The sequence below is a fragment of the Leucobacter sp. genome (genome assembly GCF_053528595.1).
This window is the reverse complement of the sequence record NZ_JAIVPF010000025.1, coordinates 133,179-158,380: the sequence shown is the minus strand read 5'-3', so window position 1 is coordinate 158,380 and position 25,202 is coordinate 133,179. Positions and strand designations below refer to the sequence as shown.

Genomic DNA, 25,202 nt, shown 5'->3' with positions numbered 1-25,202 from the left:
GCGCAGCGTCCCGACCGCGGTCCGCACCTGGAGTCCCGAGCGGCCGCTGTCCTCGAGAGGAGGCAGCCGCTCGGGACTCCGCGTCTCCGCGCGGTCGGCGGTGAGGCTACCGCGCCAGGCGCACGTAGCGGAGCGCCCCCGCGCAGGCGAGTGCGGACGCGGTGAGCACGAACAGCGCCATGGGCAGCGCCGTGTGCTCGCCCCAGGCGCCCACGAGCGGGGAGGCGAGACCGCCCACCGCGAACTGCGAGGCCCCCAGCAGGGCCGACCCCGATCCGCGCGATTCCTCGGAGAGCGACAGCGCGATGGCGCTCGAGTTCGACATGGTGAGGCCCGTGCCGCCGGTCAGGGTGAACGCGCACACGATGAAGAGGGCGGGGGAGAGCGCGTCGCTCAGGCTGAGCGCCGTGAGCGCGATGCCCGCGGCCAGGGAGAGGATGCTGCCGATCAGCAGCATGCGGTGCGCCGGGACGCGCCCGGCCAGGCTCGCGTTGATGGAGTTGGCGAGGATCATGGCGGCCGCGCCCGCCGCGAAGGCGAGCGAGTACAGGAGGGGCGGCATCCCGAGCACGACCTGCCCCACGAACGGCGACGCGGAGATGTACGACATCATGCTGCCGAAGGCGAGCCCGAAGACGCACATGAGCAGCAGGAAGCGGCCGTTGCCGAGGATCGCGCCGAAGCTCCCGAGCGCCGTGCGGAGCCCCGCGGCGCGGCGCGCCTCCCGGGGCAGCGACTCCGGGACGAATACGGCGGCGAGCACGAACATGGCTGCGGCGATCGCGGCGAGGGTCGCGAGCACGGCCCGCCAGTCGCCGATCGCGAGGATCGCGCCGCCGACGGGCGGCGCGACGAGGGGGCCGAGCCCGACGAACATGGCGATGAGGCTGATCGCGCGGATCGCCGCCGCGCCCCGGGAGAGGTCGACCGCGATGGCGCGCGAGACGACGACCCCCGCCGATCCCGCGACGCCCTGCACCGCGCGCAGCACGACGAAGACGGCGATGTTCGGGGAGAAGATCATCGCGATGCTCGCGGCCGCGAAGACCGCGAGGGAGATGACGAGCACGGGGCGCCTGCCGCACTGATCGGAGAGCGGTCCGAGCAGCAGCTGCCCCACCCCCATGCCGATGAGGAACGCCGTGAGCGTGAGCTGCACCGAGGAGGGCTGCGCGCCGAGATCCCGCGCGATCTCGGTGAACGACGCCAGGTACATGTCGGTGGCGAAGGGGCCCACCGCGGCCAGGAAGGAGAGCACCGCGAGCAGGCCGGGGGTGAGTCGGCGGCGCTCGGTCATCCCTCAGATCATATACGATCTTGGCGACGGCGTCCGTTCGGGCCGTCCGGGGATGGCGCGCCGGTTCTCGCACGAGGGGACCCGAGTCGCCGGGATCCTGCGACTCGGCGCAGAATGAGAGCGTCCAGGGCGGGCCGGGCGATTCGTCAGCTAGAATGATATGTCGGCCTTTTCGGTGCCCGAGTGCGAAACCTCGCACCGCACCCGGCCTCCTGCCGTGCCGACGCTCCGCTCGTCTCGTTAGGACTCCACCTCTATGGCTCTCGCCACCCGCGAAGACCTCCGCAACGTCGCCATCGTCGCACACGTCGACCACGGCAAGACCACCCTCGTCGACGCCATGCTGCGTCAGACCAACTCCTTCGACGCCCACGCCGAGGTCGACGACCGAGTCATGGACTCCAACGATCTCGAGCGCGAGAAGGGCATCACGATCCTCGCGAAGAACACCGCGATCACCTACGAGGGTGCGCACGCGAAGAACGGCCCCATCGTCATCAACGTGGTCGACACCCCCGGGCACGCCGATTTCGGCGGCGAGGTGGAGCGCGCACTGTCGATGGTCGACGGCGTCGTGCTGCTCGTCGACGCCTCCGAGGGACCGCTGCCGCAGACCCGCTTCGTGCTGCGCAAGGCGCTCGAGGCGCATCTGCCCGTGATCCTCGCGGTCAACAAGACCGACCGCCCCGATGCCCGCATCGAGGAGGTCGAGGGCGAGGCGCAGGATCTGCTGCTCGGCCTCGCCTCCGATCTCTCCGAGGATCACCCCGACATCGACGTGGACGCGGTGCTCGACGTGCCGACCGTCTACCTCTCGGGTCGTGCGGGCGCCGCGTCGCACGCGCGCCCGGCCGACGGCTCGCTGCCCGACAACCCCGATCTCGAGCCGCTCTTCGAGACGATCCTCGACCGCGTGCCCGCCCCGTCCTACGACGACGAGCACCCGCTGCAGGCCCACGTGACCAACCTCGACTCCTCGCCGTTCCTCGGGCGCATCGCGCTGCTGCGCGTGCACCACGGCTGGATCAAGAAGGGCGAGACCGTCGCCTGGGTGAAGCACGACGGCGCGGTGCAGAACGTGCGCATCACCGAGCTCATGCTCACCAAGGCGCTCACCCGCTACCCGGCCGAGCAGGCCGGCCCCGGCGACATCGTCGCGATCGCCGGCATCGAGGACATCACCATCGGCGAGACCATCGCCGACGCCGAGGACGTGCGCCCGCTGCCCACCATCACGGTGGACGAGCCCGCGATCTCGATGACCATCGGCGCCAACACCTCGCCGCTCGTCGGCAAGGTCAAGGGGCACAAGCTCACCGCCCGCATGATCAAGGACCGCCTCGACCGCGAGCTCATCGGCAACGTGTCGCTGCGCGTGCTGAACACCGACCGCCCCGACGCCTGGGAGGTGCAGGGCCGCGGCGAGCTCGCGCTCGCGATCCTCGTCGAGAACATGCGCCGCGAGGGCTTCGAGTTGACCGTCGGCAAGCCGCAGGTGGTCACGAAGGAGATCGACGGCAAGAAGCACGAGCCGTACGAGCACCTCACGATCGACACCCCCGAGGAGCACCTCGGCGCGATCACCCAGCTCCTCGCCGCGCGCAAGGGCCGCATGGAGAACATGGTGAACCACGGCACCGGCTGGGTGCGCATGGAGTTCATCGTGCCGTCGCGCGGCCTCATCGGCTTCCGCTCGGAGTTCATGACCATCACCCGCGGCACCGGCATCGCGAACGCGATCGCCCACGGCTACGGCGAGTGGGCCGGCGTCATCACCACCCGCAACAACGGCTCGATCGTGGCCGACCGCTCGGGCGTCGCCACGCCGTTCGCCATCATGAACCTCCAGGAGCGCATGAGCTTCTTTGTGCAGCCCGCCGAGGAGGTCTACGAGGGCATGGTGATCGGCGAGAACTCGCGCTCCGAGGACATGGACGTGAACATCACCAAGGAGAAGAAGCTCACCAACATGCGCTCCTCCACGGCCGATACCTTCGAGTCGATGACCCCGCCCCGCAAGCTGACCCTCGAGGAGTGCCTCGAGTTCGCGCGCGAGGACGAGTGCGTCGAGGTGACCCCCGAGTCGGTGCGCATCCGCAAGGTGGAGCTCGAGGCCTCGCTGCGCGCGCGTGCTGCCTCGCGCCTCAAGAACCAGAAGTAGTCGATCCCGGGTTCCGACCCGGGTTTCGTTCCGGGTTCGGGATCAGATCCTGCCCCGCCGCAGGGCGTCTCGCGAGTGCGAGGCGCCCTGCGGCGTGTGCCCCCTTGCGGCTCCTCGCACCTCGCGCGTCACTAGTTGCCACCTCGCCGCTTGTTTGGTGACAACTACTGACGCGCGAAGGTCGTCGCGCAGGTGCGCGTCGGGCGCACGCCCGCCGGTAGCGGGCCTGGAGGCAGGGGTGGGAGCGACGGCAGGGGCGGGAGAGGCAGGGGTGGGAGCGACGGCAGGGGCGTGAGCGACGGAGCCGTCCGGCCCTCTTCAGGCCCGGGTGGTCGACTCCCGCACGTCGAGGGTCGCCGATGGGGCGGCGATCGGCAGCTCGACGGGGCGTCCGTCCGCGAGGCCGACCGCGACCTCGACCGCCAGCTGGGCGATCGCCTCGGGGCGGAGGTCGAGCGTGGTGACGGTGGGGCGCGAGGTGCGGTTCTGCGCCGCGCCGGATCCCGCGGCGACCAGCAGATCCTCGGGCACTCGGATGCCGCGCCGGATCGCGGCGGTCGTCACGCCCGACGCGTGGCGGCCGGTGAGACAGAAGATCGCGTCGGGGTGCTCCGCCGGATCGCCGCCGAAGAAGTGATCGATGACGGTGTCGCCCACCCGCTCGCCCTCGACCTCGGGGAGCGAGAGGATGAGCGGTTGCTGCCCGCGGGCGGCGCTCCACTCCGCGAGCGTGTGCTGCGAGCCGAGGTTCCAGTCGTTGCGGTCGGTGCCGGTGACGAGCGCGATGCGCTGCGCGCCGGCCTCGGCGAGGTGGGAGAGCATGAGCCGCGTCTGATGCTCGGCCCCCTCGTCGATCTCGGGGAAGAGGCCGCGGCGGGCGGGATCGGCCCCGACGGTGACGAAGGGGATGCGCTGCTCGGAGAGCATGGTGAGCACGGGGTCGTTCTCGAACGGCTCGGTGACGATGTAGGCGTCGGCCGCGAGCGCGCTGAAGGGCACTCCGGGCCGCGTGGGATCGTCGACGAGCATCATGCTGTAGCCGTGCTCCATCGCGCTGAGCGACGCGGCGCCCGCGATGCGGAGGAAGTAGTCCACGCCCTCGGGCAGGAAGGTGTCGAGCGTGTTGAGGGGGCGGATCACGAGGGCCAGCAGACCCAGCCGCGACTTCTGGAGTCCGCGGGCGATGGCGCTCGGGCGGTAGCCGATCTCGGTCGCGATGCGCTCGATGCGCTCGACCGTCTCCCGGCGAACGACCCCCTTGCCGTTGAGGGCGTGCGAGACGGTCGTCGGGGAGACCCCCGCCGCCCTCGCCACGTCCTTGATGGTCGGTCTGCCGCTCTGCTGCACCTCGTCAGGATATCCCGTCCGGGACCTCTGAGAGTCCCGGAAACGGCGGTCGGGCGGCGATCCCGTGATCGGAACGGTAGTCCCAAACCGTTTTGCACAAACCGTTTTGGGTGCTAGCATCCTCGTGGGTCTTCATCCGGCGAGGTGTCGGATCAAGAGGATTCAACGACGAAACTTCGAATGGAGAAACTCACGTGAAACTCGCAAAGACGAGGGCGTCCATCGCCCTGCTTGCCATCACGGGTCTGGCGCTCGCGGGCTGCGCCTCGGGAAGCCGAGGCGGTGACGCGCAGGAGGGTGCCGAGAGCGGCAGCGGCCTCGAGCTCGTGCAGCTCACGCCCGAGGCGACGGGGGAGATCGACCGCGTCACCTGGAACTCGACCTACGGCGAGCTCGCCAGCCTCGACCCCGCCAAGGCCTTCAACTACTCCGAGAACACGATCGTCTCGAACCTGTGCGAGCCGCTCTTCCAGATGCAGCCCGACTTCTCGGTGCAGCCGAACCTCGCCACCGGCGCGGAGACCGAGGACGGCCTCACCTGGACGATCGGCATCCGCGACGACGTCACCTTCTGGGACGGTTCGCCGATGACGATGGACGACGTCGTCTACTCGCTGAAGCGCCACAACGATCCGGCCGAGGGCAGCTACTGGACGGGCGGGGTCACCGCGAACATCGTCGACGTCGAGCAGACCGGCGACTGGGAGGTCACCGTCACGCTGCAGACCCCGGACCAGCTGCTGCCGTCGTCGCTGTCGACGGTGCTCGGCGTGGTCGTGCAGGAGGAGCAGCGCAAGGCCGCGGGCGAGAACTACGGCAATCCCGACACCGGCGTCATGTGCACGGGCCCGCTGCAGTTCACCGCGGGCGACTGGAAGCAGGGGCAGTCGATCACCCTCACCCGCTACGACGGCTACTGGAACGCCGAGCGCGCCGCGAAGGCGAAGGAGGTCGAGATCGGCTTCGTCGTCGACCCGACCGCCATCGCCAACGGCCTCTCGACCGGTGAGATCCAGGGCTCGTACGACGTGCCGCTGCCGGCGCTCGGCCAGCTCTCGAGCAGCACGAGCGGCTCGCTCTACTACGGCGAGGGCATGCAGATCATGGCGATCATCTCGACGGGCAACGGTCTGTTCGGCGATCCCGCCGTGCGCCGCGCCCTGACCCGCGCCACCGACCGCCAGGCCATCGCCGACACCGTCTACGAGGGCACCGGCACCCCGTCGCGCTCCGTGGTGCCGCAGGCTCCCTGGGACGCCATCTCGGGCGTCGACGAGCTGCGCGACGAGCAGCTGCCGGATCTGAGCTACGACGTCGAGGCGGCGAAGGCAGAGCTCGAGCAGGCCGACGTCGATCTCACGCAGCCCATCAAGATCGCCTACCCGAGCGAGCGCTCCTTCTACGCCGACATCCTCAACGAGATGGCGAACGGCGCCAAGGAGCTCGGCATCACGCTCGAGCCGACCGGCGTGCCGAGCGCGCAGTTCGGATCGTTCTTCTCCGACCCCGCCGCGCGCGAGGGCTTCGACGGCTTCGTCACGACGAACTACCTGAGCGCGCCCGAGCCGCTGCTGCACCTGGTGAGTGTGGCGAAGACCGGCAGCGACCAGAACTACGCCGGGTTCTCGGATCCCGAGATCGACGCCGCGCTCGATGCCGCACTCGCCGAGAGCGATCCGCAGCGCCGCGCCGAGCTGACCGTGGAGGCCGAGGCGCTCGTCATGGAGCAGCAGCCCTGGGTGCCGATCAACGACCTCGCGGTCCGCCTCTACATGGACGGCTCCGTCACGGGTGCGCCCGCGTCGTTCGTCTACCTCTACTACCCCTGGGCCGCCGACCTCGGCTCGGCCGAGTAGACGCCGAATCCCGCAGGAAGGGATCGTCCATGACCTACGTGCTCAAACGGCTCGGCGCGCTCGCCGCCGTGCTCGTCGTCTCCAGCTTCATCGTGTTCTCGGGGATGTACCTCGCCCCCGGCAGCCCGGAGCAGTTCCTCGTGCAGGGACGAACGGTGAGCCCCGAGGTGCTCGCGTCGATCCGTGCGCAGTACGGGCTGGACGATCCCTTCCTCATCCGCTACTGGAACTGGCTGATGGACGTGCTGCAGGGCGACCTCGGCCGCTCCCTGCTCACCCAGCAGGACGTGTCGGCCCTCGTGGCGTCGCGCCTGCCCACGACGCTGTTCCTGGCGGCCTTCGCCGCGATCCTCATCACCGTGCTGGGCGTGGGGCTCGGCGTGCTCGCCGCGACGCGCTCGGGCGCCTTCGAGAAGCTCGTCGTGTTCGGCTCGAACCTCGGCTTCGCGGTGCCGACCTTCTTCGCGGCGCTCGTGCTCATGTTCGTGTTCGGCTCGAACCTCGGCTGGTTCCCGGTCTCCGGATCCGGCGAGGGCTTCGCCGATCGCCTCTGGCACCTCACGCTCCCGGCCATCGCGCTCGCGTTCCCCGGCATCGCCGTCGTGGCCCGCATCACCCGCACGGCGGTGCGGGAGGAGCAGGGATCCGAGCACGTGATCATGGCGATCGCGCGGGGTGTGCCCAAGCAGTTCGTGCTGTGGCGGCACACGATCCGCAACTCGATGCTGCCCGTCACCACGGTGCTCGGCACCAACATCGCGGGTCTGCTCGCGAGCGCGTTCGTGATCGAGTACGCGTTCACCCTCGACGGCATCGGCTCGCTGCTCGTGAACTCGGTGCAGAAGAAGGACTTCGCGGTGGTGCAGGCCATCGCGCTCATCATGGTGCTGGCCTTCGGCCTCATCAACCTCATCGTCGATCTGCTCTACGCGGTGATCGACCCACGCGTCCGGCTGAGCAAGGGAGCGGCAGCACGATGACTCAGCAGAAGATGAAGCGGGATCCCGGCGCGAACACGAGCGCCCAGGACACCGTGGCGGTGCAACTGCTCCGCAAGCACCGCAACGACGTGCCGGTCTCGGGCTGGCGGCTCCTCGCCAAGCGCCTCGGGCCGGTCGGGCTGATCAGCCTCGGCATCATCGCGCTCGTGGTGCTCATGGCGATCCTCGCCCCGGTCATCGCACCCTACGACCCCTACGAGGGCAGCGTCACCGCGCGCCACGAGGCCTGGAGCCTCGCGCACCTCATGGGCACTGACCAGTCGGGCCGCGACATCCTGTCGCGCATCATCTGGGGCGCGCGCACCAGCCTCATCGGGCCCACGATCGTGATCCTCGTCACCGCCTTCCTCGCGACGACGCTCGCGCTCACGGCCGTGTGGTTCGGCGGCCGGGTCGACGCGCTCATCAGTCGTATGCTCGACATCCTGTTCGCGTTCCCCAACATGCTGCTCGCGATCCTCGCGGTCGCGATCTTCGGCCCCTCGCTGCTCACCGCGTCCATCGCGCTCGCGATCGGCTTCACACCCTACTCGGCGCGCGTCATCCGGTCCGTCGCGCTGCGCGAGCGCAACCTGCCCTACGTGGCCTCGGCGCAGCTGCAGGGCATCTCGGGCTTCGTCATCACGGTGCGGCACATCCTGCCCAACGTGCGCACCCAGATCCTCACCGGCATGACGATCAACTTCGGCTACGCCATGATCGAGCTCGCCGCGCTCTCGTTCCTCGGCCTGGGCGTGCAGCCGCCCACCCCGGACTGGGGACTCATGGTCTCGAACGGGCAGGCCTCGCTGCAGCAGGGCTACTGGGAGCAGAGCATCTTCGCCGGCCTCGCCATCGTCATCACGGTCGCCGCCTTCGGATACGTCGGCGAGCAGCTGGGCGGCCGCCGCGCCTCGGGAAGGACACGCTGATGCTGAAGATCGACGGACTGGTAATGACGGTCGTCGACCCCGACACGGGGCACGAGACCGAGATCCTGCACGGCAACTCCCTCGAGCTCGCGCAGGGCGAGGCGCTCGGCCTCGTGGGCGAGTCGGGCTCGGGCAAGTCGATGACGCTCAAGTGCATCCTCGGCATCGAGCCGGACGGCGCGCGGGTCGACGGGACGATCGCGCTCGACGGCACCGACCTGCTGGCGTCGGGCGGCGACGCGCTGCGCCGCATCCGGGCGGAGGACCTGGCGCTCATCGCGCAGAACCCGCACGGCGCGCTGAACCCGGTGCTGCCGGTCGGGCGCTTCCTCGTCGAGGGGATGAGCGACGCCCGGTCGATGGGCCGGGCCGAGGCCCGCGAGCGGGCCGCGGATCTGCTGCGCCAGGTGGGGATCGCCGACACCGAGCGCGTGCTGCGCTCCTATCCGCACCAGCTGTCGGGCGGGATGCTGCAGCGGGTGGTGATCGCGGGCGCGATCTCGGGCGACCCGAAGCTGCTGCTCGCCGACGAGCCGACCACCGCCCTCGACGTGACCACGCAGGCGGAGGTCGTCGCGATCCTCGACGAGAAGCGCCGCGAGCACGGCCTCTCGATGATCTTCGTCACCCACGATCTCGACCTCGCCGCCGCCGTGTGCGACCGGCTCGCGGTGATGAAGGACGGCGAGATCCTCGAGATCGGCACGCCGGAGGAGATCCGGGATCGCCCGCGCACGGACTACACCCGCAAGCTCATGGCGGCGCGGCCCATGCTCTACCCCGAGGGGCATCCGGCGGCGTTCCTCGCGGGCGGTGCCGGACCGGCGCCGCTGCGAGAGGGCGGCGGGAACGACGGGACGGACCGGATCAACGGCGAGGAGGCCGGCGCATGAGCACCACGGCGATCATCGAGGTCGAGCACCTGAAGCGCACCTTCCACCTCGGCCGCAAGGCCAGCGTGGCCGCGCTCGACGACGTCTCCTGCGAGCTGCGCGAGGGCACCTGTCTCGCAGTGGTCGGGGAGTCCGGATCGGGCAAGTCGACCCTCGCCCGCGTCATCGTGGGGCTCGAGTCGGCCGACTCGGGCACCGTGCGCATCGCCGGTCACGACGTGCGGCCCACCACCGCGCGGCGCCGGCTGCGGGAGCGGGCCGCGCTCGTGCAGATGGTGTTCCAGGATCCGCAGGGCTCGCTCAACCGCTCGCTGCCGGTGTCGGCCACGATCGACGAGATGCTGCGCGCGCACCGCCCCGACCTCGACAAGCGGGGCCGCCGGGCGCGGGTGCTCGAGCTGTTCGCCGAGGTCGGCCTCACCGAGCGCCACGCCGACGCGAAGCCGGCCGCCCTCTCCGGAGGCCAGAAGCAGCGCGTCGCGATCGCCCGCGCGCTCGCCGCCGAGCCGAAGATCATCGTGCTCGACGAGGCGGTGTCGGCGCTCGACGTCTCGGTGCAGGCGCAGGTGCTCGACCTGCTCAAGCGCCTGCGGGCCGAGCACGGCCTGTCGTACCTCTTCATCACCCACGACCTGTCGGTGGTGCGCGACATCGCCGACGACGTCGTGGTGATGCGCACGGGCCGCATCATCGAGCGCGGCACCGTGCACGAGGTGCTCGACGACCCGCAGCAGCCCTACACCCGACTGCTCATCGCCTCGGCCCCGCGCCCGGGCTGGAAGCCGCAGCGCGGCCTCCGCGACGCGCTCATGGGCGCCGACGCCTGATCGCCCGCCCCCACCGCCATCATCAGAAGGACCGATATGACCCACAAGACCGAACGCCTGCACCTCGAGGTCGCGGGCGCCACGCCCCGCGAACTGGGCCTCAGCCGGGGCGCCGCGCTGCGCGGAAGCCTCGGGGGCGCCTACACGAAGTACGCGGAGCTGTTCCGCGTGCTGGGCGTGGACGAGGAGCGCGAGCGCGACGGCGTCGCGCGGGTCGTCTCCGCGCTGCGCGGCTGGCGGCCGGGGCTGCTCGAGCAGTTCGAGGGGATCGCCGAGGGGGCCGGCGTCGAGCTCTCGCAGGTCGTCGCGCTCAACGCCCGCACCGAGATCATCGCCCTCGGCGAGAAGCCGTCGAGCGAGTGCTCGACGCTCACGGCCGAGATCGGCGACCGCCGCTACGGCGTGCAGACCTGGGACTGGCACGTCGAGCTCGATCCGTTCTGGCACACGCACACGGTCTCCGGCCCCGGGCTGCGCTACGCCGGCCTGACCGAGCAGGGCATCCTCTCGAAGATCGGCGTGAACGAGGCCGGCCTGGCCCTGCACTTCAACATCCTCGGACACCGCGAGGATCGCCCCGACGGTGTGCCCATGCACGTGCTCTCGAGCGTGGTGCTCTCGGAGTGCCGTTCCGTCGACGAGGCCATCGAGGTGATCCGCGAGGCGCCGATCGCGTCGTCCTCGGCGTTCACGATGCTCGACGCGCAGCGCGCGGTGTCGGTCGAGATGAGCCCCGCGGGGGTGTTCGTGATCGAGGCGGTCTCGGGCTCGGTGCAGCGCACCAACCACTTCCAGCACGAGACGCCGCTCGCGGCGCAGAAGTCCGAGATCTACGAGCCCGACTCCTCGGAGCGCCTCGCGCTCGTGCGCGCGCGCCTCGCCGAGGGCCTGCCGGTCGCTCCGGGGGACCTGGTGCGGGTGCTGCTGACCGAGGAGGGCGAGCCGCCGCTCACCTGCCGCGCCGACATGTCCAAGGGCTACGGGGACCGGTGGGCCACCCTCGCGACGCTCATCACCGACCCGGAGGCCCGCACGATCCGGATCCTCGACGGCATGCCCACCGAGGCCGAGACGGGGGAGTGGCGCACGCTGACGGTGTGAGGCGCGGGCGCCGGCCGGCGTGCGCCCGCCCATCGGGCACGGGCCGCAGGGCTCCCCCCGGCGCCGGGGGACCGGCCGGCCGGGAGCGTGCCGGGCGCCTCCCGGGCACCCGGCGGGCTGTCGCCGCCGGGGGCACCGAGCGCCCTCTCCCGATCGCCTGCCGGCTGCGTCGCCCCGTCCCCGACGACTCCGCGCCGTCGGGAGATGCGCGATTCTCGCGGGATCTCGACGCCTCCTGACCAGCGCGCATGGGGCGGACTCGCCTCAGCGGCGGAGGACCGGGAGCCGGGCGGTCCGGAGCATCCGCCGACGCGCCGGATGACGAGTCGGTCGAGACGAGGATCTCGTGGGGCGGTGGGTGCCGTGCATCTTTACATAAATCGTTTTACTCTGCTACCGTCGTGAGGTAAAACGATTTATCCCGGGTGGATCACGACGATCCCCCCGCTACCGCAGGGAGGCGGTATCGATGCACACCTACCCCAGCTACCCCGCTCCATCGGGGCGAGCCATCGCCGAGTTCGTCTGGAACAACCCCTTCGCCGTCGTGGTGACCTCGACCGACGGCGCCCCGCTCGCGACGCACACGCCGATCGTATTCCCGCCCGGCGCGGTGCCCGGCGAGACGCTCGTGGGCACCCGTCTGTGGGGGCACATCGGGCGGGCCAACGAGCACTGGCGGCGCTTCGCCGAGCGGCCGGAGGTGCTGCTGGTGTTCGCCTCGTCGCACGCCTACGTGTCGCCGAGCACCTACGGGTTCACGCCCGCCGTGCCGACGCTCGACTACGCGACGGTGCACCTCACGGGGCGCGTGACGGTGCTCGAGGAACCCGCGGAGAACCTCGCGGTCGTGGAGCGGACGGTGGAGCAGCTGGAGGGGCGCCGTGCCGAGCCGTGGGATCCCGCGGAGTCGAAGCACGTCTTCGAGCGGATCCTCTCGGGTGTGGTGTCGTTCACGATCGACATCGACTCCGAGTCGGCGATGTTCAAGCTGAGCCAGGACATGCCGGCCGACGTGCACGCCCGGGTCCGGGGGGACCTCCTCCGCGGCGATCATCGCCACCCGGATGTCGCCGAGCTGATGCGCGAGGTCGGCGTCGCGGACGCCGCGGATCCCGCGGATGCCGCGGATCCCGCGCCCTGAGGCGGACCGGGCGCTCGTGCCGCGCGGCACGAGCGCGTCCGATCGCGTGCGCTCCGACCGTTCGCTCCCGCGACCCGCTCCGCGCCCTCCCGCCCCGCTCTGCGCCGCCCCTTCCGGGCGCGGAGGCCGCGGCTCCGGGATCGCGGCCCGGGGCCGCGGCTCAGGCGTCGCGCAGCGATGAGCGCCGCACGAGCAGTTCGGACGGCACGAGGCGGCGCCCCGGGGGCGCCTCGCCTCGCGTGATGGCGACGAGGAGCGCGACGGTCTCGCGGGCGAGGATCTCGGGGTGCAGATCGATCGCGGTGATCGGCGGGTCCGCCGTCCTCGTCTGATCCGCGTCGGTGCCGCAGGCGAGCAGATAGTCCCGCGGTGCCACGAGGCCCCGCTCCCGCATCGCGTCCTGGATTCCCGCCGCGTGCCGCCCGGTCAGGGAGTAGACGGCGTCGGGCATGCCGCCCTCCAGGATCGCGGGCACCAGATCCCGGCCGCCCGCCTCACCGAGCCCCTCGGGGCTGCGCAGGAAGCGCGGAGACCGGCCGGTGCGCCCGCACCAGTCCCGGTAGACCCGCTCGGCGTCGGCGTTCCAGGAGTTGTCGTCGGTCCCGCCGACGCAGACGATGGTGCGCGCACCCTGCTCGTGCAGGTGCTCGAGTACCGTCAGGGAGGCGTCGGCGTCGGCTGACGCCACCCAGTTCGAGGCCTCGGGCCGGCCGAGATCCCGACCCAGGGTGACGTAGGGGATCCCCCGCTTCTCGAGGAGATCGACCACGGGGTCGTCGCGCACCGGATCGGTGACGATGTAGCCGTCGAGGGAGAACGCCAGCGGAGTCACGGGGCCCTTCACGAGATCGGCCACCTGCATCAGGCTGAGGCCGTGGTCGAGGGCGCTGACCGCGGCGGCGCCGGCGAAGCGGAGGAAGTAGTCCACGCCCGGGGGGCTGTAGTTCTCGAGCGCGTCGAGCGGGCGCAGCACGATCCCGATCACCCCGATCTGCGAGCGGCGCAGCCCGCGGGCCAGTGCGTCGGCCTGGTAGCCCATGGCCTGGGCGACGTCGCGGATGCGCTCGCGGGTCTCCTCGGAGAGGGTGCCCTTGCCGTTGAGGGCGTGGGACACCGCGGTGATCGACACGCCGGCGCGAGCTGCGACGTCCTTGATCGTGACGTTGGGGTACCGGGCCATTGCGCCTCCTCGGGCTCTCGGTACGAGGATACCGGGACGGCGCGGGATAAATGGATTTATGGATACCGAGCGAAACTTGCATAAAACGATTTATGTATGTACCGTGATCATCCAAGGCGCGCCCATCGGCGGGCGCCGCCGGCCGGAGCGCATCGCCGCGGTCCGGGCCACCACCACTGTCGAAGGAGTCACCACGGTGTTGATCAACCAACGAACCCGCTCCCGGGCGGCCGCCGGCGCCGCGATCGCGCTGAGCCTCGCGTGCGTCCTCACCTCCTGCGCCGCGCCCGGCTCGGCGCCGGGCGGCACCGAGCAGACGGAGGCCGCGCCGGGCTTCCTCGCGGTCGCCGACGAGGCGCTCACGGGCACGGGCGCCCTCACCGTGCAGCTGGACTACGACACGAGCGAGGCCGACGGGCTCGACCCCCAGACCGCGCAGACCGCCCGCTCGTGGATGATCATGGGGCTGGTCTACGAGACGCTTGTGACGACCGACGAGAACTTCGAGATCCAGCCGAAGCTCGCCACCTCCTGGGAGCAGCCGGACGACACGACCTACGTCTTCACGATCGACACCACCGCTACGTTCTCGAACGGCCGCGCGCTCACCGTCGACGACGTCGTCGGCAGCCTCGAGCGCCAGGTGGCGAGCATGAGCGTGTGGTCCGGCCAGATGGGCCCCGTCGAGTCCGTCGAGGCCACCGGCGACGATCAGGTCACCGTGAAGCTCGCCAGCCCGTACGCGCCGTTCCTCGCCGCGCTCGCGAACACGCCGGCGGCGATCCTCCCGATGCAGGAGGTGAACGACGGCAGCGTCGACCTCACGACGACGATGCTCGGCACCGGGCCGTACGTCGTCGGCGATCACCGTCAGGACGAGTCGTGGACCTTCACCGCGAACCCCGGCTGGCACGGCGGCGACGACCTCGCCGTGCAGACCCTCGAGCTGCAGATCGTGGATCAGGAGTCGACGAGGCAGGCGGCGCTGCGCGAGGGCAGCGCGGGCATGGCGAACTTCGTCAACATCGACTCGCTGTCGCAGCTCGGCGGCAACGAGGGCCTCCGGATCGTCAACCAGACGCAGAGCGATCTCTACTACGTCTTCGTCAACTCGCAGAAGCCCGACAGTCCGCTGAACGACCAGGACGTCCGCTTCGCGATCAACACCGCGATCGACCGCCAGGCGATCGCCGACATCGTGTTCGCGGGCGAGACGACGCCGACCGGCATCACCCCCTCGAACCTGCCCGGCGCCTGCCGGGTCGACGAGCTGCCGTCCGAGCGGGCCTCGATCGAGGATGCGAAGGCGATCATCGAGGAGCAGGGCGCCGGAGACGTCGCGCTCGACCTCATCGTCTACACCTCGGAGCCCGTGATGGCGCAGATCGCGCAGCTCGTGCAGCAGCAGCTCGCGGAGATCGGCGTCACCGTGGAGATCGAGCAGTTCGACACCGCGACCTACAACGAGCGGGTCTTCTCGGCCCAGCCGGGCGACTTCGATCTGTCGATCGGGTGGTTCGCGGGGTACTCCGATCCCTCCATGGTGACCAAGTGGTGGAACCCCGAGCAGGCCTTCTTCAACGTGGGCTTCACGGGCGTGCACGAGGATCTCAACGCGCTCATCGCCGAGGGTGCGAGCGAGACCGATCCCGACGCGCGCGCCGAGGTGCTGACCGAGCTGTGCGCCTCCGCCGACGAGTACGCCGAGATCGTGCCGCTCGTGCACCGGCCGTCGATCATCGGGTTCGACACCGCGGCGGTGAGCCCGACGATCCAGAGCAACGAGGGGTACGGCGACATCCTCCGCAACATCGCCGACTACCGGATCGCCGGGGAGTAGTCCCGAATGATGCAGATCCTTCGCTGGTCCGCCGGGCGGGTGATGAGCGCGCTCATCACCCTGCTCGGCGTCTCGGTGCTCATCTTCGTCGCGATCCGTCTCATGCCCGGCAGCTACGAGGACATCATCCTCGGCCCGCTCGCCTCCGCCGAGGAGCGGCAGCTGCTCGCCGAGGCGTACGGGCTCGATCAGCCGATCTTCGTGCAGTACTTCGCCTGGATCGGGCAGGTGCTCACGGGGGAGCTCGGCACCTCCTACGTCACGCAGAGCTCCGTCTCCGGCGAGATGCTCGAGCGCATCCCGGTGACCGCGACGCTCACGATCATGGCGATGGCGGTGACGCTGCTCGCGGGCGTGCCGCTCGGGATCTGGACGGGAGTGCGATCCGGTGCGAAGCAGGGCGGCGCCGTCGGCCGCGTCGTGTCGAGCATCGGCATCAGCGTGCCCGAGTTCGTGCTCGGCAGCATCGTCATCTTCGTGTTCTCGCAGTTCTCGCTCGGCCTGAAGGTCGGCGGGTTCGCGAGCATCGGCACGGGCTTCTGGCCGACGTTCCAGGCGCTCCTGCTTCCCGCGCTCGTGCTCTCCGTCTTCTGCGTCGCGGCGACCGCGCGCACGACGCGCGACGCCGTCATGGGAGTGCTCGTCGAACCGCACATCACGGCCGCCGTCGCGCGCGGGGAGACGGCCGGGCACATCGTGCGCCATCACGTCCTGCGCAACGCCGGGATCCCGATCCTCACGCTGCTCGGCACCATCACCGCCTATCTCCTCGGCGGCGCCGTCATCATCGAGACGCTGTTCAACCTGCCGGGGCTCGGCTCGTTCATGGTCACCGGCCTCGGCCGTCGGGACTTCGCGGTCGTGCAGGCCACCGTGCTCTTCGCCGCCGCCGTCTTCGTCGTGCTGAGCCTCGTGCTCGACCTCATCACGAGCGCGCTCGACCCGCGCGTCGCCGTCACCGGGAAGGCAGGATCATGACCACCTACTCCCTCCCGCTCTCGAAGCGGAAGCGCGCGGTCAAGACCCGCCCGCCCCGCGACGCCCTCTTCATCGCCGCCGCCTGCGCGCTCGGCCTCATCGTGCTCGTCGCTGTGGCGGCCGCCGTCATCCCCTTCGCGGGCGATCCCGCGAGGATCGTCGGCCCGAGGCTCAGCCCGCCCTCTGCGGCGTACCCCTTCGGCACCGACGCCCTCGGCCGCTCGGTGCTGGCGCGCCTGCTGGAGGGCACGCGCACCACGCTCGTCCTCTCCACCCTCGCCGTCGTGTGCACCGCGGTCATCAGCGTGATCCTCGGCCTCGTCGCCGGCTACGCGGGCGGCTGGGCGCGGGAGGTCATCATGCGCCTGAGCGACGTGCTCTACTCCTTCCCGTCGATCGTGCTCGCGATCCTCATCGCGGCGGTGGTGGGACCCGGCCAGGCCGCGGTGCTCTCCAGCATCGTGCTCGTCACGGTGCCGCTCATGACCCGCATGGTGAGCGCGGCGGCGATGTCGGTCGCCAAGCGCGACTTCGTGACCACCGCGAAGATCAGCGGCGTGTCGGCCCCGGTGATCCTCTTCCGGCACCTGCTGCCGAACGTCAGCGGCACCATCGCGGTGCAGGGGACGTACGCGCTGTCGGTCGGCATCCTCGTCGAGGGAGGACTGAGCTTCCTCGGCTACGGGGTGCAGCCGCCCCGCTCGTCGCTGGGCCTGCTGATCCAGGAGGGCGGCAGCTACATGCTGCAGGCGCCCTGGCTGCTGTTCATCCCGGCCGCGGTGCTCGTCGTCGCGATCCTCTCCATCAACCTCATCGGCGACACGATGCGCGATCGGCTCGATCCGCGCGAGACAAGGAGCCTCGTATGACCGCGAACGCCCCCGCTGCCCCGGTGGTCTCGCTCACGGGATTCAGCGCCGAGTACCGCACCCGTCTCGGCGTGACCCGAGCGCTCGACGGGATCGATCTCGATGTCGCCCGCGGCGAACTGCTCGCGATCGTCGGCGAGTCGGGATCCGGCAAGTCGACCGTGTCCCAGGCGATCGGCCGCATGCTGCCGCGGGCCTGCCACGTGACCTCCGGGTCGGTGCACGTGCTCGGCAGGGATCTCGCGGACCTCGCGCCCGATGCGATACGGGCGCTGCGACGCGAGTCGCTGGGTTTCATCCCGCAGGATCCCATCGCCTCGCTCGACCCCACGATGCGGATCCGCCGCCAGCTCGAACTCGCACTGAGGCCGCTCGGCGGGCCGGTCGACCCGGGGTCGCTCGCGCAACTGCTCGAGAGCGTCAGGATCCTCGAGCCCGAGCGCGTGCTCAGGCTCTACCCGCACGAGGTGTCGGGCGGGATGGCGCAGCGCATCGCGATCGCGCTGACCATGGCGCGCGAGCCCGAGATCCTGATCGCCGACGAGCCCACGGCATCGCTCGACGCACAGGTGCGCGACGAGATCCTGACCCTCATCGTCGACCTGGTGCAGCGCTCCGGCGCGAGCCTCATCTGGATCAGCCACGACCTCGGCGCGGTGCGCCGCTGGTGCGACCGGGTCGCCGTGATGCACCAGGGGCGTATCGTCGAGGAGGGCCCGACCGCGCGGGTGCTCGACGAGCCGCGGGCGGACTACACGAGAACGCTGGTCGCGGCCATGCCCGGCCGCGCGGATCTCGCGGCGAAGGAGACGGAATGATGTCTGCGAAGACGACCCCCGTGCTGGAGCTGCGCGATGTCAGCGTCGCGTTCACGAGCGGGGCGGGAGCGAAGCGGCGGACCGTCCGCGCCATGAACGCGGTGACGCTCGAGGTCGCCCCGGGCGAGACCCTGGGGCTGGTGGGCGAGTCCGGATCGGGCAAGACCACGACCGCCTCGGTCGCCCTGGGCCTCAAGCGGCCCGACTCCGGCGAGGTGCTGCTGCTCGGGAGCCCCTTCACCCGGTCGCGCAGGGCCAACGCCGGCAAGCTGCAGGCGGTGCTGCAGCATCCGCACTGGTCGCTCAACCCCCGGCGCAAGGTCGGGGAGTCGGTGCGCGAACCGCTCACCGTGGCGCGACGCGACCTCGGCCGCTCCGAGCAGCGGCAGCGCGTGACGGAGATGCTCGAGCAGGTGGGGCTGAACCCCGCCTTCGCCGAGCGCTACCCCCACGAGCTCTCCGGAGGACAGCGCCAGCGCGTCTCGGTGGCCCGGGCGCTCGTGACCGAGCCGCGCTTCATCGTCTTCGACGAGGCCGTGAGCGCGCTCGACGTCGCCGTGCAGATGCAGATCCTCGCGCTCATCCGCGAACTGCAGGCGGAGCACCGCTTCGGCGCCCTCTTCATCTCGCACGATCTCGGCGCGGTGCAGCGCGTCGCCGATCGCGTCGCCGTGCTGTTCCGGGGAGATCTCGTCGAGACCGCCGCGACCGACGAGTTCTTCCGGAACCCCCGGCATCCCTACTCGCAGACACTCTTGGAGGCCCTATGAATACGACACCGGTCCACGCACTCACCGACATCGACGGCGGGATCGCCGTCGATCCCGCACCCCGGCTGGCCGGCCCTCCGGTCTTCGGGGGTCCGGGCAACGACGCCTTCGATCTCGCGCCGGTCAGGAGCACGGGCCGCGAGATGCTGCGGTTCGACTTCCCCGGGGTCAGCATCGGCGCGGCGCACTACGAGGAGGGGCCCACCGGTGCGACCGTGATCCACATCCCCGCCGGCGCCCGCACCGCGGTGGACGCGCGGGGCGGGGCGGTGGGGCTCTCCGGCGGCTACGACTTCAACCACGCCATCTGCCTGGCCGGCGGATCCGTCTACGGGCTCGAGGCGGGCGCCGGGGTGAGCGACGCGCTCCTGGAACGCCTCGAGCATCGCACCGGCTTCGCCGAGCTCCAGCTGGTGTCGTCGGCGATCATCTACGACTTCTCGGTGCGCTCCACCGCGGTCTACCCCGACAAGGCGCTCGGCCGCGCGGCGCTCGAATTCGCCGTTCCCGGTGAGTTCCCGCAGGGGCGGGCGGGCGCGGGCATGAGCGCGTCCGCGGGCAAGGTGGACTGGGACCGCACCGAGATCACCGGGCAGGGCGCGGCGTTCCGTCGTCTCGGCGACGTGCGCATCCTCGCCGTCGTCGTGCCGAACCCGGTCGGTGTGATCGTGGACCGCGCGGGCGCGGTGGTGCGCGGCAACTACGACGCGCAGACCGGGGTCCGGCGCCACCCGGTGTTCGACTACCAGGAGGCGTTCGCCGAGCAGGTCCCGCCCGTCACCGAGGCCGGCAACACCACGATCAGCGCGATCGTCACGAACGTGCGGATGAGCCCCGTCGAGCTGAACCAGTTCGCCAAGCAGGTGCACAGTTCGATGCACCGCGGCATCCAGCCGTTCCACACCGACATGGACGGCGACACGCTCTTCGCCGTCACCACCGACGAGATCGATCTACCGTCGACCCCGGGGTCGTCGCGCGGGCGGCTGTCGGTGAACGCGACCGCGCTCGGTGCGATCGCCTCCGAGGTGATGTGGGACGCCGTCCTCGAGGCCGGCAAGTAGGGGCCCGGCCCCGGAACAGGAGAGGAACGCTGTGGAGATCATCACCGCGACGGTGACGGGCACGGATCCGGGAAGCCGGGGTGCCGAGATCGGGAGCCGCTTCGGGGAGGGGATCCGCGACGCGGTCGACGGCTATCTCGAGTTCTTCGGGATCCGCGGCCTGCCGGAGGATCGGGTGCGCGGGATCGCGGAGAGCTGCTTCGCGACGCTCGAGGCCTGGGCGCCGAACCTGGCGGCCGAGCTCGCCGCCACGGCCGAGGCGGCCGGGGTGCCGCTGTGGCGGCTCGCCGCGCTCAACGCCCGCACCGAGGTGCTCGCGGTCATTCCGCCCGACACCGAGGGTGAGTGCTCGACCGCCGTGTTCGCGCCGCCCGGGGATGCGGCGCCCGAGACGATCCAGACCTGGGACTGGCACGCCCACCTGTGCCGGACGGGCCTCGTCTTCTCGTACGCTCCGGATGCGCCGCACGGTCGCGAGCGCGCGGTGGGGCGGGTGACGATGTTCACCGAGCTCGGGGTGCTCGGGAAGATCGGCGTGAACGACGCGGGGATCGGCGTGCACTTCAACATCCTGCACCACGAGAGCGACCGGGGAGTCGGCGGTGTGCCCGTCCACGCGATCGCCCGCCGGGTGCTCGACGAGGCGACGAGCGTCGACGAGGCCGAGGCCATCATCGCGTCCGCGCCCGCGAGTGCCTCGACCGTGCTCACCGTCGTCGCCCGCGCGGATGGGCCGCATCGCGCGGCGTGCTTCGAGATCTCCCCCGAGCGGGTGAGCGTCGTGCGGCCCGACGCCGACGGCTGGCTGATCCACACGAACAACTTCGTCGCCGAGTCCCAGCTTCCCGGTGAGGCGACCCGGGACAAGTCGACCACCTACGCCCGGCTCGCGCACCTCGCCGAGCAGCGGGCGGGCATGCCCCGCCTGCCGATCGAGCAGCGCGCCGCGGCGATGTGCGGGGAGCGCGGCGCGCTCGCCCCGATCTGCTTCCGCCCGGACCCGGCCGAGCCGCTGCACGAGCAGTGGACGACTCTCCTCACCGTGGGGCTGGACACGGATGCCGGGGCGCTGGAGTACTTCCCCGGTTCGCCGGTCGAACTCGCCGAGCAGGGGGCGCGCCGGGCCTGAGGGCCCGGCTCGGGCCGGGCCGCTTTCGGCCCGGCTCAGCCGGCCAGCAGCTCGCGCACGCGCGGGATGACCTCGCGGCCGTAGAGCTCGATGCTCGACAGCAGCTGCTCGTGGGGCATGGTGCCGTTCGCGTACTTGAGGTCGAAGCGGTCGGCGCCGAGGGTGCGCACGGTCGAGGCGATCCGCTGCGCCACCGTCTCCACCGAGCCGACGTAGAGCGATCCCGTGTCGGCCTCGTGCTCGAACTCGGCGCGCGTGGTGCGCGGCCAGCCGCGCTCGGCCCCGATGCGGTTGCGGTTCGCCTCGAAGTGGGGCCAGAGCTGATCGCGCGCCTCGGCGTCGCTCGCCGCGATGTGGCCGGGGGAGTGCACGCCGAGCGGCATCGGCGCCCGCCCCAGCTCGTCCTGGGCCTGCCGGTAGAGATTCGCGAAGGGCAGGAAGCGCGAGGGATCGCCGCCGATGATCGCGAGCATCATCGGGATCCCGACCTGCACCGTGCGCAGCACCGAGTGCGGGCTGCCGCCCACCCCGATCCAGGCGCGCACGCCGTCCTCCTGCTGGGTCTTGGGGAAGACCTCCTGCTCGACGAGCGGGGTGCGGAGCCTGCCCGACCACGTGACGGGGCTCTCGCCGCGCAGCTTCGCGAAGAGGTCGAGCTTCTCGGAGAAGAGGGTGTCGTAGTCGGAGAGCTCGTAGCCGAAGAGCGGGAACGACTCGGTGAAGGAGCCGCGCCCCAGGATCGCCTCGGCGCGCCCCGAGCTGACGGCATCGAGCGTGGCGAAGCGTTCGTAGACGCGAACGGGGTCGTCGCTCGAGAGCACGGTGACGCCGGTGCCGAGGAGGATCCGCTCGGTGCGCGCGGCGATGGCCGCGAGCGCGATCTCCGGGCTGCTCAGCGCGAAGTCGTCGCGGTGGTGCTCGCCGAGCGTGATCGCGTCGACGCCGAGCCGATCGGCCAGCACGGCCTGCTCGACGACGTCGCGGATCACCTGCGCGTGGTGCACGGGCTCGCCCCCGGGCGTGCGCGTCACGTCGCCGAAGGTGTCGAGGCCGAGGATGAGCTGCTCGGGCGTCGCTCCCGCGACCGCTCGGAGCGGTGACGGGGTCGTGAGGCTTCTCGGATCCGGGTGCCGGTGAAGCGCGGACGGTTGTGCGGGATCGCTCTGGGGATCGGTCATGTGCGCCTCAACAGCGGCTGCGCACGGGGTATTCCGCGGGCGCGGGAGCGTTCGCTCCGGGCGGGATCGCGGCTCGGCGGCGGGGTTGACCGCCCGGGATCGTGTCAGTACATTGTTCGCAGCGATGGGCGGTACCTGGCGGGATGACGCCGGTATCGAGCTCGAGGGAGGAGGCCGATCATGGATCTCGACGTGAGGATCGACCCGCAGGATCCGCATCCGCCCTTCGAGCAGTTGCGCCGACGGCTCATCGAGCGGATCATGGATCGCGAACTCCCCGCGGGCACGAGGCTGCCGCCCGTGCGGGCGCTCGCCGCCGAGCTGGAGCTGGCGCCCAACACGGTCGCGCGGGCCTACCGGGAGCTGGAGGCCGAGGGCTACCTCATCACGCGGGGGCGGGGCGGGACCATCGTCGCGCCCATCGCGGCCGCCGACGAGGAGACCCAGCGGCGCGCGGCGGAGCTGGTGGCGGCGTACGTGACGGGAATGCGCAGCCTGGGATTCGGTCCCGACGCGATCCTGGGCGAGGTGCGCAGCGCGCTCTGATCCGAGCACGATTTTTAGGTTCGAGGGAAAAGCGATAGAGTGATCCCTGCGTGAAAACGCAATCGGGATGTGGCGCAGCTTGGTAGCGCACGTCGTTCGGGACGACGGGGTCGCAGGTTCAAATCCTGTCATCCCGACGAAGAACCCCTGGTGAGTCTGATCTCACCAGGGGTTTTGTCGTAGTGGGGGAGTGGGGCTCAGCCCGGGCGCGCTCGCCCGAGTCGACTCCGGGGTCGCCCGCCGACTACGATTGCAGGCTGTGAGTGCGGACCAGCCGGCGGTGGGGAAGAACGCGGCGGTGGAGCAGCCGTCGTCGTTGCGATGGTGGCTGCTCGTGATGCTGTCGGTGCTGATGCTCGCGGCCGTCTACGCGGTGGCGGTGCTGACCCCCGCGGGCCAGGCCTTCGAGAACGCGGCTCTCCGCGGCGCCGACCAGGTCGACCCGCTCAGCGAGAGCGATGCGAGCAAGGCTCTGGCGGAGATCACCGTGTGGAGTCTCGCCGCGGCCACGGCCGCCGTCGGGGTGATCGGTCTCCTCCGTCGGCAGCCGCTGCTCGCGGCGATCGCGGTGGGGGTCATCGTCGGCGGACAGGTCGTCACGCAGTCGCTCAAGCGGTTCATCCTTCCCAGGCCCGAGCTCGTGCCGGTGGTCGGGGACTACACGGGCAACTCGTTCCCCTCCGGGCACGCGACCATCGCCATGACCGTGCTCGTCGCGGTGTTCCTCGTGGTGCCGTACCGATGGCGCGGTGTCGCGATGCTCGTGGTGATGACCTGGGCGACGGGAATCGGCACCTACACGCTCACCGCGAAGTGGCATCGGCTCTCCGACACGCTCGGAGCCGACCTGGTCGCGCTCGCGCTCGGCGGCGCCGCCGCGCTCATCCTGATGCGGGTGGGGAGGATGCGCAGGGTCGGCGGCCGGGCCTTCCCGGGGCGGGTCGTGCTCGTGATGCTGAGCTCTGCGGCTGCGGCGATGATCACGGCGCTCGGCCTGTTCCTCGCGATGTCCGCGGTCGGTCAGGATCTGCGCGATCCCGTCGTCGAGTGGAACGTGTACCTCGCTGCGACCTGCCTGGCCTTCGGCGGGTCCCTCCTCGCCGGTCTCGTGCACTGGGGGTTCTGGCACCGACTCGAGGTGGCGCCGCCCGCGCGCTGAGGCGGTTCCGGCGACCCAGTGCTCGAAGCGACGCTCAGTTGAGCGCGATGATCCCGATGTTCAGGGTCGTGGCGAAGACCAGCCATGCGAGATAGGGCACCATCAGCCAGGCCGCGATCCTCGACCACGGGCGCGCGGCGAGCGCGAGCGCGACGACGGCGCCGATCAGGGCCACGATGACTGCCAGGGCGACCCACCATGCCGGCTCGCCGAGGACCGGGTAGGCAGCGAAGAACGCCGGCGTCCACAGGCCGTTCAGCGCGAGCTGAACGATGAACCAGGTGAGCGCCCCGCGGGCGGCGTTCGGTCTCCCGGGCCGGTAGCCCGCGCGCCAGATCAGCCAACCCGCGAGTGCGATCAGGAGGTACAGGACCGACCAGACGGGCCCGAACACCGCGTTCGGCGGATCCCACGGCACCTTCTCCACGCCTGCATACCAGCCGTCCACGTTCGACGAGGACGCGAGCGAGCCGAGGAACGCGACCAGCGCGACGATCGCGATGAAAGCCGACAGCGCGACGGTTTGACGGGCGATGCTCGGGCGGGTCTCCACAGGTCTCATCCCTTCGTCGTGGTCTGCCACCGTATCAACCCGCACGCACCGCCGCCAGGGCCTTGCCGCGCCGCTCGCGGCGCCGCACGGATCAGCGCGCGCACCCCGAAGCCGCGGTGCAGACCGCTCGAGCGAGCGTTCAGCTTCGGGTGGACCACCAGGCGAGTGCGACCAGGATCGGCTGGAAGAACAGACGCGCCAGCCGCTTCTCGTCGGTGTCGAGGCCGAATCCGTCGCGGCGGTGCGCATACTGGGAGATGTTGCCCGGGAAGACCGTGACGAAGAATGCGGCCGCGAGCGCGCCGACTCGACGGGATCGCCTGCCCTGGGCGACGGCAAGGGCGGTGCCCAGGGCAACCTCGGCGATGCCGGATGCCACCACGGTGGTGTCCGGATCGAGGGGGACGAAGTCGGGGACCTGCGCCCGGAACTCCTTCCGGGCGAACGTCAGGTGCGAAACGCCCGCGAAGACGAGGGCGGTGCCGAGCAGCGTTCTCGTGAAGCGTCTGCCGCGATGGGTGCTCATGGCCCCATTATGCTGGGTCGACGAGCCGCACGCGTGCCGCGATCCGGAGGCTTC

23 protein-coding genes and 1 tRNA gene are annotated in these 25,202 nt (G+C 70.9%); 18 read left to right on the top strand and 6 right to left on the bottom strand.

Features of this window, described 5'->3' with window-relative positions:
• Positions 1 to 106: 106 nt before the first annotated feature.
• Positions 107 to 1,297 (bottom strand): multidrug effflux MFS transporter, encoded by a 1,191-nt coding sequence (locus ACWKZU_RS05155; RefSeq protein ID WP_449281321.1) that lies wholly within the window; start codon positions 1,295 to 1,297, stop codon positions 107 to 109.
• A gap of 256 nt (positions 1,298 to 1,553) precedes the next feature.
• On the opposite strand from ACWKZU_RS05155, the gene typA reads away from it, so the two are divergent.
• Positions 1,554 to 3,458 carry a translational GTPase TypA gene (gene typA / locus ACWKZU_RS05150; protein ID WP_449281320.1) on the top strand — a complete coding sequence of 635 codons (1,905 nt, stop codon included), beginning with the start codon at positions 1,554 to 1,556 and terminating at the stop codon, positions 3,456 to 3,458.
• Between the two features lie 318 nt (positions 3,459 to 3,776).
• Here the strand turns inward: typA and ACWKZU_RS05145 are convergent, their stop codons facing one another.
• Positions 3,777 to 4,805, bottom strand: a complete 1,029-nt coding sequence (locus ACWKZU_RS05145; RefSeq protein ID WP_449281319.1) for a LacI family DNA-binding transcriptional regulator — start codon at positions 4,803 to 4,805, stop codon at positions 3,777 to 3,779.
• 194 nt (positions 4,806 to 4,999) lie between these two features.
• Between ACWKZU_RS05145 and ACWKZU_RS05140 the strand changes: the two genes are divergently transcribed.
• The 7 genes from ACWKZU_RS05140 to ACWKZU_RS05110 all read left to right on the top strand — a co-directional run bounded on the left by ACWKZU_RS05140 (position 5,000) and on the right by ACWKZU_RS05110 (position 12,538).
• Entirely contained in the window at positions 5,000 to 6,661 is a 1,662-nt protein-coding gene (locus ACWKZU_RS05140) for an ABC transporter substrate-binding protein (RefSeq protein WP_449281318.1), read from the top strand.
• A gap of 29 nt (positions 6,662 to 6,690) precedes the next feature.
• Entirely contained in the window at positions 6,691 to 7,641 is a 951-nt protein-coding gene (locus ACWKZU_RS05135; RefSeq protein WP_449281317.1) for an ABC transporter permease, read from the top strand.
• A complete protein-coding gene (locus ACWKZU_RS05130; protein ID WP_449281316.1) occupies positions 7,638 to 8,573 on the top strand; it encodes an ABC transporter permease in 936 nt (311 codons plus the stop codon). Before ACWKZU_RS05135 ends, ACWKZU_RS05130 begins: the two co-directional genes overlap by 4 nt.
• Entirely contained in the window at positions 8,573 to 9,466 is an 894-nt protein-coding gene (locus tag ACWKZU_RS05125) for an ABC transporter ATP-binding protein (protein ID WP_449281315.1), read from the top strand. Before ACWKZU_RS05130 ends, ACWKZU_RS05125 begins: the two co-directional genes overlap by 1 nt.
• Entirely contained in the window at positions 9,463 to 10,293 is an 831-nt protein-coding gene (locus tag ACWKZU_RS05120) for an ABC transporter ATP-binding protein (RefSeq protein ID WP_449281314.1), read from the top strand. The genes ACWKZU_RS05125 and ACWKZU_RS05120 overlap by 4 nt, the downstream gene beginning before the upstream one ends.
• A gap of 36 nt (positions 10,294 to 10,329) precedes the next feature.
• The gene (locus ACWKZU_RS05115; RefSeq protein WP_449281313.1) at positions 10,330 to 11,394 is read left to right on the top strand and encodes a C45 family autoproteolytic acyltransferase/hydolase; all 1,065 of its coding nucleotides are present in this window, start codon (positions 10,330 to 10,332) and stop codon (positions 11,392 to 11,394) included.
• 469 nt (positions 11,395 to 11,863) lie between these two features.
• The gene (locus ACWKZU_RS05110; protein WP_449281312.1) at positions 11,864 to 12,538 is read left to right on the top strand and encodes an FMN-binding negative transcriptional regulator; all 675 of its coding nucleotides are present in this window, start codon (positions 11,864 to 11,866) and stop codon (positions 12,536 to 12,538) included.
• 160 nt (positions 12,539 to 12,698) lie between these two features.
• Here the strand turns inward: ACWKZU_RS05110 and ACWKZU_RS05105 are convergent, their stop codons facing one another.
• A complete protein-coding gene (locus ACWKZU_RS05105; protein WP_449281311.1) occupies positions 12,699 to 13,718 on the bottom strand; it encodes a LacI family DNA-binding transcriptional regulator in 1,020 nt (339 codons plus the stop codon).
• Between the two features lie 196 nt (positions 13,719 to 13,914).
• Between ACWKZU_RS05105 and ACWKZU_RS05100 the strand changes: the two genes are divergently transcribed.
• The 7 genes from ACWKZU_RS05100 to ACWKZU_RS05070 are packed head-to-tail and all read left to right on the top strand — an operon-like array spanning position 13,915 to position 21,186.
• Complete coding sequence (locus tag ACWKZU_RS05100) at positions 13,915 to 15,558, top strand: ABC transporter substrate-binding protein (RefSeq protein WP_449281425.1); 1,644 nt, start codon at positions 13,915 to 13,917, stop codon at positions 15,556 to 15,558.
• 6 nt (positions 15,559 to 15,564) lie between these two features.
• Positions 15,565 to 16,536 (top strand): ABC transporter permease, encoded by a 972-nt coding sequence (locus ACWKZU_RS05095; protein ID WP_363746611.1) that lies wholly within the window; start codon positions 15,565 to 15,567, stop codon positions 16,534 to 16,536.
• Positions 16,533 to 17,405, top strand: coding sequence for an ABC transporter permease subunit (locus ACWKZU_RS05090; protein WP_435907713.1), 873 nt, complete (start codon positions 16,533 to 16,535; stop codon positions 17,403 to 17,405). The genes ACWKZU_RS05095 and ACWKZU_RS05090 overlap by 4 nt, the downstream gene beginning before the upstream one ends.
• Positions 17,402 to 18,223 (top strand): ABC transporter ATP-binding protein, encoded by an 822-nt coding sequence (locus ACWKZU_RS05085; RefSeq protein WP_449281310.1) that lies wholly within the window; start codon positions 17,402 to 17,404, stop codon positions 18,221 to 18,223. Before ACWKZU_RS05090 ends, ACWKZU_RS05085 begins: the two co-directional genes overlap by 4 nt.
• Positions 18,223 to 18,993: an ABC transporter ATP-binding protein gene (locus tag ACWKZU_RS05080; protein ID WP_139770729.1), complete on the top strand. Its 771-nt coding sequence runs from the start codon at positions 18,223 to 18,225 to the stop codon at positions 18,991 to 18,993. Before ACWKZU_RS05085 ends, ACWKZU_RS05080 begins: the two co-directional genes overlap by 1 nt.
• Positions 18,990 to 20,057, top strand: coding sequence for an endo-type 6-aminohexanoate oligomer hydrolase (locus ACWKZU_RS05075; protein WP_449281309.1), 1,068 nt, complete (start codon positions 18,990 to 18,992; stop codon positions 20,055 to 20,057). Before ACWKZU_RS05080 ends, ACWKZU_RS05075 begins: the two co-directional genes overlap by 4 nt.
• A 31-nt stretch (positions 20,058 to 20,088) precedes the next feature.
• Positions 20,089 to 21,186, top strand: coding sequence for a C45 family autoproteolytic acyltransferase/hydolase (locus ACWKZU_RS05070; protein ID WP_449281308.1), 1,098 nt, complete (start codon positions 20,089 to 20,091; stop codon positions 21,184 to 21,186).
• A gap of 35 nt (positions 21,187 to 21,221) precedes the next feature.
• Here the strand turns inward: ACWKZU_RS05070 and ACWKZU_RS05065 are convergent, their stop codons facing one another.
• Positions 21,222 to 22,364 (bottom strand): LLM class flavin-dependent oxidoreductase, encoded by a 1,143-nt coding sequence (locus tag ACWKZU_RS05065; RefSeq protein ID WP_449281307.1) that lies wholly within the window; start codon positions 22,362 to 22,364, stop codon positions 21,222 to 21,224.
• Positions 22,365 to 22,544: 180 nt separating this feature from the next.
• Here ACWKZU_RS05065 and ACWKZU_RS05060 point away from each other — a divergent pair, with 180 nt between their 5' ends.
• From ACWKZU_RS05060 to ACWKZU_RS05050, 3 genes are all read left to right on the top strand, one after another.
• A complete protein-coding gene (locus ACWKZU_RS05060) occupies positions 22,545 to 22,910 on the top strand; it encodes a GntR family transcriptional regulator (protein WP_449281306.1) in 366 nt (121 codons plus the stop codon).
• A 63-nt stretch (positions 22,911 to 22,973) separates the two neighbouring features.
• Positions 22,974 to 23,047, top strand: a tRNA-Pro gene (locus tag ACWKZU_RS05055).
• Between the two features lie 122 nt (positions 23,048 to 23,169).
• Positions 23,170 to 24,069, top strand: a complete 900-nt coding sequence (locus ACWKZU_RS05050; protein ID WP_449281305.1) for a phosphatase PAP2 family protein — start codon at positions 23,170 to 23,172, stop codon at positions 24,067 to 24,069.
• Positions 24,070 to 24,103: 34 nt separating this feature from the next.
• Here the strand turns inward: ACWKZU_RS05050 and ACWKZU_RS05045 are convergent, their stop codons facing one another.
• Together ACWKZU_RS05045 and ACWKZU_RS05040 are read right to left on the bottom strand one after the other, a co-directional pair.
• Positions 24,104 to 24,631: a TspO/MBR family protein gene (locus tag ACWKZU_RS05045; protein ID WP_449281304.1), complete on the bottom strand. Its 528-nt coding sequence runs from the start codon at positions 24,629 to 24,631 to the stop codon at positions 24,104 to 24,106.
• Between the two features lie 130 nt (positions 24,632 to 24,761).
• Positions 24,762 to 25,148 (bottom strand): DoxX family protein, encoded by a 387-nt coding sequence (locus ACWKZU_RS05040; protein ID WP_449281303.1) that lies wholly within the window; start codon positions 25,146 to 25,148, stop codon positions 24,762 to 24,764.
• Positions 25,149 to 25,202 lie beyond the last annotated feature (54 nt).